Here is a 13,400-nt window from a genome sequence, read left to right on the forward strand (position 1 = left end):
TGGGCATCCTCCCTGCGGGGGTGTCCATTTCATCCATATACTATAAAAAAGAGGAGGAAGTGCCATAGAAAACACACAGCTGATTATTTCGATTTGTATTTATATGGCGGGAATGCTGCTAATCGGCTACTTTGCTTACAAGCGTACGTCGAATCTGACGGATTATATGCTGGGAGGACGCTCTTTGGGTCCGGCAGTAACCGCTCTCAGTGCCGGCGCTGCCGATATGAGCGGCTGGCTGCTAATGGGGCTTCCGGGCGCCATGTTTTCTACTGGTCTGAGCGGCGCTTGGATCGTCATCGGACTTTGCCTTGGAGCGTGGGCGAACTGGCTTTACGTCGCACCACGGCTGAGAACCTATACTGAAAAAGCGGGGAATTCTATTACAATTCCCGGATTCCTGGAAAATCGCTTCGGAGATCAAACAAAGCTTCTCAGACTGTTTTCGGGAATTGTCATTTTAGTCTTTTTCACGTTTTATGTATCGTCCGGAATGGTGTCCGGCGGCGTCTTATTCAACAGCATCTTGGGGATGGATTATCACACCGGCCTGTGGATTGTGACGGGTGTTGTTGTGGCATATACCCTGTTTGGCGGCTTTTTGGCAGTCAGCTGGACAGATTTTGTTCAGGGGATTATTATGTTTGCCGCACTCATTCTTGTGCCGATCGTTACGTTTTTCCACACGGGAGGAGCAGGTGATACAGTTGCTGAAATCCGCTCTGTAGATCCTGATATGTTTAATATTTTCAAAGGAACGAGCGTCCTTGGCATTATTTCTTTGTTTGCCTGGGGGCTGGGATACTTTGGCCAGCCGCATATTATTGTGCGTTTTATGGCGATAACGTCTGTCAAAGAGATCAAAAGAGCGCGCAGAATTGGGATGGGCTGGATGATTTTGTCTGCAGTAGGCGCAGTGCTGACCGGTTTGGGCGGAATCGCTTATTACCATCAGCGCGGCATGACACTGAAGGACCCAGAGACGATTTTTATTCAATTAGGGAATATCTTGTTCCATCCGATTATCACGGGTTTTCTGATTTCAGCGATTTTGGCCGCGATTATGAGTACAATTTCTTCCCAGCTGCTTGTGACATCAAGCTCTCTGGTAGAAGATTTGTATAAGTCGATGTTCAGACGCTCAGCTTCAGATAAAGAACTGGTGTTTTTAGGCCGACTGGCTGTTCTGGCTGTTTCAATTGTCGCGTTGGTTCTGGCTTGGGAGAAAAATAACACCATCCTTGGATTGGTCAGCTACGCGTGGGCGGGCTTCGGTGCATCATTCGGGCCAGTTGTACTGCTCAGTCTGTTTTGGAAACGAATGACCAAATGGGGGGCACTCGCCGGCATGATTGTGGGAGCAGCGACTGTAATCATTTGGGCGAATGCCGGTCTTTCGGACTTTCTGTATGAAATGATACCTGGTTTTGCTGCGAGTCTATTATCTGTCTTTTTTGTCAGCATATTGACGCAGGCTCCGTCACAAGCTGTCACAGACCAGTTCAACGACTACCAAGATACAATGTCGCAATAAAGATCGAAAGGAGGAGGAAGGGGCTGTCCCTTTTTCCTCTTTTCTCCTTTTAAGCGGCCATTTTTTTCTTTTGGAAACAAACGTATTTTTTTCTATACAAAAAGACCCCGTATGGATATGATTAAAGTAAAAAAAGTATAGGAGAAAAAGGTATGGAAGAGCTTTTAGAGAGAGTTTTTTCATTTTCAGATGTTGATAAGCTAATTGATTTTATTAGCTATGAACTGCAAAAGCCAGTGATACTGGAAAGCGCGGATTTCTTTTTGTTAGCCTATAATTCTTACTATATTAACCATTTTGATTCTGCCAACCAGCAGACTATTTTTTCGAAAAAGTGTCCGGTCCAGATTTTTGAGAGGTTTCTGAAGGACGGAATTATTGAAAAATTGAAAACAGAGCCTGAGCCTTTTCGCGTCAATAAAATTGAAAGCATTGGGTTAAACCAGAGGGTGGTCGTGAGTGCAAAGCACAAAGGGGAAGTCATGGGCTACATCTGGATTCAGGAGCTGGACCAAAATCTGACGGATGAAGAGCTCGACTTTTTGTACGAGACCTCCTTCCATGTCGGGAAAATCATTTATAAAACGAATAAATTGAAACAGGAAAAGGAAGAAAAAGCAGAGGATCTCATCAAACGGGCGATCTATCAGCAATTTACCTCTGAGAAGGAACTCAGACGGGAAGCTGAAAGGATCAACACCGTGCTGCCTTCCATGTTTTCAGTTGTTATCCTGCACGCCGCAAATGGGGATGGGGAAGCGGTTGAGGATTTAAAGGAAAATATCAGGTCGTACCTGAATTTACGGGATAAGGTCAGTCATGTCTTAACGATCGAATCAAACATTGTCATCGTCGTAGCGAGTTTTTCCCAAAAAAGCTCCGTCTCCTCAGCAGCTTCTGAGTTTATTAACAAGCTGTTAACACATTTTCACTTTCAAAAAATACCTACCCCTATTTATATCGGTATCGGAAACGAATATAATCACCTATTAAAACTTGGCAAGAGCTACACAGAAGCACTTGAAGTCATCAAAGCCGCAGAAATCACCGGCAATCAGGAAAACATTCCATATGAATATGCCAAACTCGGCATTTACCGCTATTTAGAAAGCATCGAACAGAAAAATGAATTTTTAGAATACGAGAATAAAGATTTAGCTTTATTAAAAGCAAAAGACGAAGAAAGCAGCACTGAGCTGCTCAAAACCTTGGAAATCTATCTCCTCAACAACTGCAAAACAAAACCAGCGGCAGAACAGCTGTTTATTCACCAAAATACATTGAATTACCGCATCAAACAGATTACTGAGATGACATCGATCGATTTAAGCGATTTCAGAACACGGTGCCAGCTCTATCTCGATTTGATGCTGATGAAAAAGAAATAAAAAAGAAACCAGTACTTGTACTGGTTTCGTCTTCACTTAAAATCCTCTGTAAACATACGGATCATCAGGTTTTTTAATGGTATTCCAGTCAGTTACTTTGACGACAGGGAGAGTTGACTTGAATGGCTGGTAATATTCTGAGGCCAGAGTGCCCTTAATGTGAATCCATTCATCATCCTTGATGTCCATGTCCTTCGGAAATTCCACAAGCATCCCGTACACGCCGGAATCAGCGATACAGTGAATGATGCCAAACCTTAATACGAACAACTGATTTTTGTTAATTGCGTTTCCTTTGTAAGCAAATCCATGAAATTCTATCGTCCGTCCGAGAAATTCACCCGGATAGTTATAGATGGTTTCCATTCCTTTTAGGAAATCGTCATCGGTCAGAGAAATCTCTTTTTTGCTGGAATACTTATTAAACAGCTGTTTCATTTGTTTGTCATAGCTGTCTTGCGCGTAATAAAGGCTGGCATCAGGCCGCAAATACTGTGTTTGGGAGTAGTGATCTCCGCTCTCCATCGCCTTAAACGAGAACCCTTTTGTTTTGACTATGGATGAGTCAAGCGTTGCAATCGGGAAGAAGATGCCTGACACCAAAGGAAAAAGAAAAACAACATAAATCAAATAACGCTGATAAAATGGCTTGTTTTGTTCATGGTCATGCTCGTGATCATGGCCGCACCCGCAATCATGGTCATGGTGATGCCCGCTTTTTTCAGGCGACTTGATAAATAGGTACGCTTGAACGACTGTCAAAATGGCCAGCAGGAAGATCGCAATAAAGGATAGATAGGCATATTTCATATTGATATATTTTGTTAGATTTCCTGAGGCATGCAGATGATAAAAGAAAAACGTAAATCCCATCAGCACCAATAGACGAAACACCCAATCACCCCTTTACCAGTAGTGATCCCGCTAAAACAATCACGACAATGTATGTAATCAGCAGGAAAACAAATCGTTTTTTGAAGGCCGCAAGCATCATCAATAGATTCTTAATATCCACCATTGCGCCAAAGACGAGAAAGGCGATTAACGATCCTAATGAAAATGTGCTGCTGAAGGAAGACGCGATGAACGCATCAACTTCTGAACAAAGCGACAGGACAAACGCCAGACCCATCATCACGAGGGAAGAGGATACATCATTCTGCCCGATCGCAAGCAGAGTGGATGTTTTGACATACGTCTGCATAGCGGCTGCGATAAAGGCGCCGATGATTAAATATTTCCCCACGGAGAAAAATTCATCAATGGCATGCCGCAAGGTCCCGCCCAGTTTTTGGAGCAAGGTGCCGTGATGATGATGGTGGTGCCCGGGTTCATCAGGCTTTAAAAGCTGGTTATCCTTAAATTGATAGGATAAGATGACCCCGATGATCAGCGAAACGGCGAGAGCCAGTCCGCCTCTGTAAAAGACCACGCTCCATCTATTCCCGAACGCAATATAAGTAGAAAATAAAACGATAGGATTAATGATAGGCGCGGTCAGCATGAAAGCAACGCCCGCATGCAGAGGAACTCCCTTTAACAGAAGCCGCCTCGTAATCGGGATGATGCCGCATTCGCAGGCGGGAAATAAAACGCCGGCCAGCGCACCGAATAAAACGGCGAGAAAACGGTTTTTCGGCATGATTCTTGCAATCATTTCTTCAGAAACAAACATTTGAATGATTCCGGAAAGTATGACACCAATCAGAATAAACGGAATGGCTTCTATTAAAATGCTGATAAAAATAGAATTCAGCTGAAGAAAAGATGATTGTGCTGTCACAATAAAACCTCCGCTCATGTTAAGCTGCCTTTCTTATGATACCAGAAAAAAAGGCACTGCTTGTTTGACGGAGGAAGGGAAAGGATCGTTTCACTTTGGTTAGGATTCCAAAAAACCGAGTAGGATACTGTCTGTTTCTGCAGCTTCTTTTCCGAGCCAAATCAGGTGTCCCCATGAGTGAAGCAAACAGAGAACAGCGCCACGAATGTGCTCTTTTGCATGATGTGCATGTGACAAGCCAACTAATCCATCATAAACACTTTGCATAATCAGCACGGGACATAAGATGGCTTGCAGGTCTTTTAAAGTTACAGCGGCGGTTTGTGACAAGTCAAGCAGAAATCCTTCACCCGAGCGCTGCCGGCTGTTCATTTTCCGAAATGCTTCTATGTCTTTTTCATCCATCAAGGACTTGATTCGCTGAAACGGAAGCGTGCTGAATTGGGGGCTCATAGCTCGAAACATCAAACCCGGGAAAGCGTTATTCAAAGAAGAAATCAGCTTCCATATCCACTTTTCCACCGGCGGGCGGAAGAGAATTCTCCCCAATTTATATTCAGTGTCTTTTGGGGTGAGCCACTCTTTGGTGACCGCGGATTGCAGGGTCAATGTATTTACTCTTTTCGGATAATGTGAGGCAAAGCATATGCCGCTCGGCCCTCCTGCTGAGATGGCGATCACATGGACACTCTCGATTTGTAAATGATCTAATAATTTCACATAGAAACGGCAGGCATTGGCAAGACTTTTTCCAATTTCTTTTGACGTCCGTCCATAGCCAGGCCTTGAAGGCGTAATGATGGAATACCCTTGCTCAATCAACGCTATGTATCCGAATTCCTCGTAACAATTTGAATGCCCGCCATGCATGACAAGGATCGGAGTTCCCTTGCCTGTCACAGAATATTCTAGTGTACTGCCATCGAAGGTGATCGTTTCGACTCGTCTTTTCATCTGTTACTCCCATTTGTTTTTTGCCTATTATAGAGTTTTCAGCAATTGATCACAAGGTGAAGAAATGAATAAACACAGGCTCGTGAAATATGATATACTCTGTATTGATATTCATTCTCAATTAAAATGATTTGATATAGATGTGAACGGGAGGCAGGACGGATGGCTGAGAATCAAGAGGTATATGACGTTACGATTATAGGGGGCGGGCCGATCGGGCTGTTTACTGCTTTTTACTGCGGGATGCGGGAGCTGAAAACAAAGGTAATCGAATTTTTGCCGAAGCTCGGAGGGAAGGTGTCTTTATTCTTTCCTGAGAAAATCATTCGCGATATCGGCGGCATACCGGGGATTGCGGGAAAGCAGCTGATCGAGCAGCTGAAGGAGCAGGCGGCAACATTTGATCCTGATATCGTATTGAATCAGCGTGTGACCGGGTTTGAACGCCTGAATGACGGCACCATTGTACTGACGGGTTCTGAAGGGGAAAAGCACTATACAAGAACTGTGATTTTGGCTTGCGGCATGGGTACACTTGAGGTCAATGAGTTTGACAGCGAGGATGCGGCCCGATATGCGGGCAAAAATCTTCATTATGGAGTGGAGAAGCTCGATGCGTTTAAAGGGAAACGCGTGGTGATATCAGGCGGCGGAGATACTGCGGTCGATTGGGCTAATGAGCTTGAACCGATTGCGGCGTCTGTGACTGTCGTTCATCGGCGTGAGGAATTCGGCGGAATGGAAAGCAGCGTGACGAAAATGAAGCAATCATCGGTGCGGGTGCTTACGCCTTATCGGCTGGAGCATTTGAACGGAGATGAAGAGGGCATCAAAAGCGTGACCGTTTGTCATACTGAGTCTGGCCAGAGGAAAGACATAGAAATTGATGAGCTGATCATTAATCATGGCTTCAAAATTGATCTAGGGCCGATGATGGAGTGGGGGCTGGAGATTGAAGAAGGAAGGGTGAAAGCTGACAGACATATGCGAACGAATCTTCCGGGCGTGTTTGTGGCGGGCGACGCGGCTTTTTATGAAAGCAAGCTGAGATTGATTGCCGGCGGATTTACGGAAGGCCCGACAGCGGTCAACAGTGCCAAGGCTTATCTGGACCCTAAGGCCGAGAATATGGCGATGTATTCCACCCATCATAAAAAATTGGTGCATAAATAAAACAGCCCTTGAGGAAAAGGGCTGCTTGCCATCAGGTGTGAAGGAGTTTTTTCTCTGCATGTTGATTGTGGATGAAAGCTAGCAATTCATCCTGTTCTTGTACGGCTGTGAATCCATAAATGCCGGCAGCTGAGTCATCGCCTATGCAGACGATAGGAGGGCGGCTTGCTGACGGTTCCGGCAAAATGCCAATTTGTTCGCCACCATTGATCAATTGCTGAACGGACAGCTTGTTTGGGCAAATGACCATGTGCAGCGGGGATTCACTGATGGTACGCTGAATCATGTGGGTGAACCGGTCATCTATGACGTTTTCATGAGTGATATAAAACGAACAGGATTCATGCTTTTGCATGTTTTCCACTGCATGGCGGCTCCCGACAACAAGACGTTTCTCTGAATCAGGCTGAATGGCGGTGACAAGAAAGCCCCGTTTCTCAAGCTCTGTCTTTGCTTGCTCAGATGCTGCACTCAGTTTGGCTGTCAGCTGGCGGATGTCGATTTTCTGAGAAGCCAGTGCTCTGAAAAATTCACAAACCGCCCGGCGCGATGTGAAAAAAACGTCTTCAAAGGTGCCAATCTTTCGAAGAATTTCTTCATTGACAGGCATGTTTTCGGTCCGCCATTTCGGCCACTCGATGAGATCGGCGCCGGAATCGCGCAGCTTGTCTGCAAGCGGGTCTTCATCTTCGCCATGAGTCACAACCATCAAATGCCGTCCGATGAGCGGTTTGCTTTCAAACCAGCTGTGTGTTTGAAAGTTGACGATGTCTCCGATGACGATAATCGCAGGGTTTGTAATCTGGTGTTCCTGCACTTTTTGCTGAATGTTCTCAAGTGTTCCTTTCACACTCCGCTGGCGGCCCCACGTTCCCCATTGGATGACAATGACAGGGACAGAAGGCGATTTCCCGTATGAAATAAGCTGCTGGCAAATATAAGACAAGTTCTTGACACCCATGTAAAAAACAAGGGTTTGAACGCTTCGGGCCAGCCCTTCCCAGTCAAGGTTCGGCGTGCCTTTTAATGATTTATCATGCGCTGTAATCATGGCAAAAGACGATGCAAAATCCCGATGCGTGACGGGGATGCCCGCATATAGCGGCGCTGCAATTCCAGAGGTGATTCCCGGCACCATTTCATAGCGAATGCCGTGCTCATGAAGAGCATCTGCTTCCTCGCCGACTCTGCCGAATACGCTCGGATCTCCGCCCTTCAAGCGAACGACGGTTAACCCATTTAATGCTTTTTCAACCAGCAGGGCGTTAATTTCTTTTTGTTTCATAAAATGGCGGTTTGGCAGTTTTCCGCAATAAATAAACTGGCAGTCCGGTGATGCAAATTCGAGCAGCTTCGGGTTGGCGAGCCGGTCATATAAAATCACATCTGCTTCCTCGAGCGCCTGTTTTCCTTTGATGGTGAGCAGGCCTGGGTCGCCGGGTCCGGCTCCCACGAAATATACGATTCCGTTCTTCATGATCATGTCATCCTTCCGTCACTGTAAAAAATGAAGGACCACTAGAAAAGTGATCCGGTCTTTTGATCAATATACGAGATAAACATGTTCTCCTTCGATCAGCGTTTCATATGTTTTGACACATCCGTGGTCAGGTTCTTGGACGATTCCGTCTTCTAAGGAAATTTTCCAGTCGTGCATCGGGCAGAAAACATATTGACCGCTGACGATGCCTTCTGCCAGGACGCCGCCTTTATGCGGACAGCGGTTTTCGATGGCGCGGATGCTTCCGTCTGAAAGCTTGAAAACCGCGAGCTCCTTATCTTCAATATACACTGTTTTGCCTAATTGTTCAGGCAATTCTTCAATTTTTCCGATACATACTTTTGTTACGTCTTTGTTTACCATGCCCATTCCTCCTCAATGATTGTTTTTGTCATTATGATGTGGTCACGACATTTTCAAATAATTCTTTCGAGGTTTGTTTATCCTCTAAAAAGTCTTTCCACGGATCCTTGTGGACAGAGAGTGTTTCATTCATTCGGTCGTTCAGCTCCTGCCGCTTTTCCGGATCGTTTAACACGGATTGGACATGGGATAAACCGACGCGCTCAAGCCATGCGGACGTACGCTCCAGATAGTTTGCGGTTTCCCTGTAATATTGCAGGTAAGCGCCTGCGTATTCTAAGACTTCTTCATTTGTTTTCACCTTCATCAGCAAATCGCCGGCACGCAAGTGGGTTCCGCCGTTTCCGCCGACATAAAGCTCCCAGCCTCCGTCGATGCCGACAACGCCAAGGTCCTTAATGCCGGATTCCGCACAGTTTCGCGGGCATGCAGACACGGCCATTTTGACTTTGTGCGGCGTGTTTAGCCCTTCGAATTTTTTCTCAAGCGCAATGCCCAGTGCCATGGAGTCTTGTGTGCCGAAGCGGCAGAATTGCTCGCCTACACATGTTTTCACTGTGCGGAGCGTTTTTCCGTATGCGTAGCCCGACGGCATATCAAGATCTTCCCATACCTTCGGAAGGTCTTCTTTTTTCACGCCGATAAGATCAATTCGCTGGCCGCCTGTCATTTTCACGAGCGGGATCTCATATTTGTCAACGACATCGGCGATCTTGCGCAAATCTGTGGAGTTGGTCACGCCGCCGTACATCCGAGGAACGACTGAGTATGTTCCGTCTTTTTGAATATTGGCGTGCATTCGTTCATTAACAAAGCGGGATGTCCGGTCATCCTCGTATTTGGTTGGATTGATCATGCCTAAGTAGTAGTTCAGAGCCGGCCGGCATTTGGAACAGCCTTCTGGCGTTTTCCAGCCGAGCACATTCATGACTTCTCTTGTATGTGACAGCCCTTTGGCTTTGATTTCTTCTACGACTTCATCTCTTGACAATGTGGTGCAGCCGCAAATGGCTTCTTTTTGCGCTGACGCATCAAAGTCTGATCCGAGCGTATGCTGGAGGATTTCTTCTACGAGTGGCTTACAGCCTCCGCATGAGCGGGATGCGCCAGTGCATGCTTTGATCTCGTCCGTTGACGAGCAGCCCTTTTCCTGTATGGCTTGAATAATCGCACCTTTTGACACGCCGTTACAGCCGCAGATGATTTCATCGTCGCTCATCGCTGCGGTGATGCTTGTGCCTGCTTCTTGGTTGAGAGGCTGTAAGATTGATATTTTAGAGGTTTCAGAGATATCGGCTTCTTTTTGAATCATAGAAAACAGGCGATTGCCTTCGCTGCTGTCACCGAATAAAACAGCACCGACAATTTTGTTGTCTCTCAGGACAATTTTTTTATAGATGCCGTCCTGCTCATCGAAGACTTTAATCGCTTTTTTGTCCTCTGATTCATCAAAGTCCCCGGCAGAGAAAACCTCGACGCCCGATACCTTTAACTGTGTGGAGAGAACGGAGCCCTCATACGGGTTTGTTTCGATGCCGCAAATATGCTTCGCCAGCACTTTTGCCTGTTCATAGAGCGGCGCCACAAGCCCGTAGGCGATTCCTCGGTGCTCGGCACATTCGCCGACCGCGTAAATGTGCGGGATTTCAGTCTGCATATAATCATTGACGATGATGCCGCGGTTAACCGGAATGCCGCTCTCGGCCCCGAGCGTTGTATTTGGGCGGATGCCGACAGCCATGACCACTAAATCAGCTTCAATGCTTGTGCCATCCTTGAAACGGAGGCCTTCGACACGATCGTCACCAACAATTTCTTCGGTTTGCTTTTCAAGTAAAAAGGTCATACCTTGTTTTTCTAACTCGTTTTGCAGCAGGCGTCCTGCCGTTGCATCAAGCTGGCGCTCCATCAGGAATGGGGCGAGGTGGATGACGGACACGTCCATGCCAAGATTCAGCAGTCCGCGAGCGGCTTCCAAACCAAGAAGTCCTCCGCCGATGACGGCTGCTTTTTTATATTGTTTTGACGCGGTGAGCATTGTGTCTGTATCTTTTATGTCCCGGAAAGCTGTGACGCCTTTTTTGTCTGCGCCCGGAATCGGAAGGATAAAAGGGAGCGAGCCTGTCGCCAGGATCAATTCGTCGTAAGGCTGGATTCTGTCTGCATCTGTGATGACTGTTTTGTTTTCCGTGTCCACTTTGATGACTGTTTCATTTGTATACAATTGAATGTTGTTTTCTTCGTACCAGTCCCAATCGTTTAACGTAATATCTTTAATATCTGTATCGCCTTGAAGCACTTTTGACAAAAGGATTCGGTTGTAATTGGGATGCGGTTCGGCTCCGAAAATTGTGATCTGAAACTCGTCTTTAGCAACACTCAGTATCTCTTCAATGGCCCTTACCCCGGCCATTCCATTACCAACAAGAACTAGCTGTTTTTTTCCCATCAGATGATCCGCTCCTTATCAATGTTTTTTCCAGCGTAGCACAGCAAAAAGGAATATTTAAGATACATGTTATAAAATGTAACAAAATATACGAAAAGTTCTAAAAATTTTATGAAAAATTTAAATAGGTCTGATTCGGACGGCGCATACCTTAAAACCGGGCATTTTACAGGCTGGATCTAAGGCTTCCCCGATTAAATCATTCACATTTTGAGCGTCTGCCCAATGGATGGGAACAAAAACAGTATCTTTTCTGATTTGTTCTGATAATTTGCTGCGGACGGTGATGCTTCCCCGCGGCGATTCTATTTTTACCAGCACACGGTCCTCGATATTGTAGGTTGCTGCTGTTTGCGGATGGATTTCGATAAACGATTCAAAATGTCTCGCGGTAAGGGCGGCGCTTTTTCTTGTTTGGACGCCTGTTAAGTAGTGAGACATGACTCTGCCTGTTGTTAAATAAAGCGGATAATCGGCTGTCGGCTTCTCTTTTGGAACAGGTGGCTCGTTTGGAATCACACTTAATGCCGCTTTTTGATCCGGATGAGCAAATGATTCTGTAAACAAGCGTCCAATTCCGGGATGATCAGGTTCCGGACACGGCCAATGAATGCCGCCTTCACGTCTGAGCCTGCCGTATGAGATGCCTGAATAATCGGCAATCCCGCCTCGGCTCGCTTCTCTCAATTCATCAAAAATATCCTCCGCTGACGTATAAGAAAAGTAGCGGCCCTTGCCGAGAGCGGATGCGAGATCACAAATGATCTGCCAATCATGCTTTGCTTCGCCGGGACATGGCCGGCTTGTTTCTCTTAATGTCACGCGTCCTTCTACATTTGTCATGGTGCCTTCATCTTCTAAGTAAGAGGAGGCGGGTAAAATCACATCTGCGTATTTCGCAGTCTCAGAAATAAACAAATCGATTGCAACAAAGAATGTCAGTTTACGTAAAGCCTTTTTCACAAGATTCGCATTTGGGCTGGAGACAGCGGGATTGGAGCACATGAGGAACAATCCTTTGATGTCGCCGTCATTGATTTTTTCCATCATTTCATAGGCTGAGACACCTTTTCGCGGCAGATCATCCTGATGGATTCCCCACACTTTCGCAACATGTGCCCGGTGTTGTTCGTTTTCAATAGATCGATAGCCCGGAAGCTGATCGGCTTTTTGGCCATGCTCTCTTGCACCTTGCCCGTTGCCTTGTCCGGTGATCGCCCCGTAACCTGAGTAAGGTGTACCGATTTTTCCTGTGATCAGCACCATGTTTAAGAAGCCTTTCACAGCCGCTGTTCCATCGGTTTGCTGTTCAATCCCGCGGGCTGTAAACAGCATGCCGGACGTTTCCTTGGCAAACTTTACAGCCGCTTTTCTTATATCCGCCAGGGGGACACTCGTCTGTTCGGCGATGTCATTCAGGTCCAACGAGTCAGTATGCTGCTTCAGCTCTTCGAATCCATTTGTTCGTGATTGAATGAAATCCTCGTTTATAAGCTGTTCGTCAATGATGATTTTGACGAGACCGTTGGCAAGGGCGGCGTCTGTGCCGGGTTTGATTTTCAAATGAAGATCGGCGATTTTTGTTGTCGCTGTTTCACGCGGATCAATGGCAATGATGTAAGCTCCGTTTTCTTTCGCTTTTTCAAAATATGGCATAATCGTAGGCTGGCACTCCGCGATATTGGTGCCGGCCAGAATGATCACACGGGTGTGGGGAATGTCTGATAAGGGATTCGTTAAGCCTCTGTCCGCGCCGAATGTTTGGTTGGCTGCGGTTGCTGCGGCGGACATACAAAGCCTCCCGTTGTAGTCGATGTATTTTGTCTGTAAGCCCACCCGTGCGAATTTCCCTAACAAATACGCCTCTTCATTTGTAATCGAGGCGCTTCCGTATACCGCCATAGCGTCATGGCCGTGTTCTACTTGTATCATTGTCACTTGGTCTTTAATGTAATTCAGTGCTTCTTCCCAGGAAACAGGCATAAACTCGCCGTTTTTCTTCAGCAGCGGCCGGGTGATGCGGGAGGAGTTCAGGGCATGCTGGTGGGCGTTCATGCCCTTCATGCATAGCCGACCCTGTGTTGTAGGATTATCAATCCCAATCGCAGTGTACTTTTTGCGCGTGACGATGGTTTGTTCCACGAGCTGCATTTTGCACTGCATGCTGCAAAACGGGCATTGAGTGTCATATGTTTTTTCTGATTGGACGTCTTGCTGTTTATCACGGAAATATCTAAGCAGTCGTTCAGTCAAAA

The 13,400-nt window shown here is 46.4% G+C and carries 10 protein-coding genes; 3 read left to right on the forward strand and 7 right to left on the reverse strand.

What is annotated here, in order from left to right; genetic code table 11:
- Positions 1-79 precede the first annotated feature (79 nt).
- Together putP and putR are read left to right on the forward strand one after the other, a co-directional pair.
- On the forward strand, positions 80-1,534 hold the full coding sequence (putP, locus tag bslm_RS01800; RefSeq protein WP_072175235.1) for a sodium/proline symporter PutP: 1,455 nt from the start codon (positions 80-82) through the stop codon (positions 1,532-1,534).
- A gap of 152 nt (positions 1,535-1,686) precedes the next feature.
- Entirely contained in the window at positions 1,687-2,922 is a 1,236-nt protein-coding gene (gene putR / locus bslm_RS01805; RefSeq protein ID WP_003234651.1) for a proline utilization transcriptional regulator PutR, read from the forward strand.
- 36 nt (positions 2,923-2,958) lie between these two features.
- Here putR and bslm_RS01810 read toward each other — a convergent pair whose 3' ends face one another.
- The 3 genes from bslm_RS01810 to bslm_RS01820 all read right to left on the reverse strand — a co-directional run bounded on the left by bslm_RS01810 (position 2,959) and on the right by bslm_RS01820 (position 5,659).
- A complete protein-coding gene (locus tag bslm_RS01810; RefSeq protein ID WP_046380772.1) occupies positions 2,959-3,816 on the reverse strand; it encodes a TIGR03943 family putative permease subunit in 858 nt (285 codons plus the stop codon).
- A gap of 4 nt (positions 3,817-3,820) precedes the next feature.
- A complete protein-coding gene (locus tag bslm_RS01815; protein WP_010886400.1) occupies positions 3,821-4,705 on the reverse strand; it encodes a permease in 885 nt (294 codons plus the stop codon).
- 99 nt (positions 4,706-4,804) lie between these two features.
- Entirely contained in the window at positions 4,805-5,659 is an 855-nt protein-coding gene (locus bslm_RS01820; protein WP_046380773.1) for an alpha/beta fold hydrolase, read from the reverse strand.
- Positions 5,660-5,821: 162 nt separating this feature from the next.
- Here bslm_RS01820 and ffoR point away from each other — a divergent pair, with 162 nt between their 5' ends.
- A complete protein-coding gene (gene ffoR, locus bslm_RS01825; protein ID WP_029727065.1) occupies positions 5,822-6,832 on the forward strand; it encodes a ferredoxin--NADP(+) reductase in 1,011 nt (336 codons plus the stop codon).
- A 31-nt stretch (positions 6,833-6,863) separates the two neighbouring features.
- Here ffoR and cobA read toward each other — a convergent pair whose 3' ends face one another.
- From cobA to nasC, 4 genes are all read right to left on the reverse strand, one after another.
- A complete protein-coding gene (cobA, locus tag bslm_RS01830) occupies positions 6,864-8,315 on the reverse strand; it encodes a uroporphyrinogen-III C-methyltransferase (RefSeq protein WP_076458388.1) in 1,452 nt (483 codons plus the stop codon).
- 60 nt (positions 8,316-8,375) lie between these two features.
- Entirely contained in the window at positions 8,376-8,696 is a 321-nt protein-coding gene (gene nirD, locus bslm_RS01835; RefSeq protein ID WP_003246252.1) for a nitrite reductase small subunit NirD, read from the reverse strand.
- 31 nt (positions 8,697-8,727) lie between these two features.
- Positions 8,728-11,145 carry an NADPH-nitrite reductase gene (nasD, locus tag bslm_RS01840; protein ID WP_014478783.1) on the reverse strand — a complete coding sequence of 806 codons (2,418 nt, stop codon included), beginning with the start codon at positions 11,143-11,145 and terminating at the stop codon, positions 8,728-8,730.
- A gap of 120 nt (positions 11,146-11,265) precedes the next feature.
- Positions 11,266-13,398 (reverse strand): assimilatory nitrate reductase catalytic subunit NasC, encoded by a 2,133-nt coding sequence (nasC, locus tag bslm_RS01845; RefSeq protein ID WP_014478784.1) that lies wholly within the window; start codon positions 13,396-13,398, stop codon positions 11,266-11,268.
- Between the last annotated feature and the right edge of the window lie 2 nt (positions 13,399-13,400).

This window comes from Bacillus sp. LM 4-2, from assembly GCF_000978495.1.
GTDB lineage: Bacteria > Bacillota > Bacilli > Bacillales > Bacillaceae > Bacillus > Bacillus subtilis.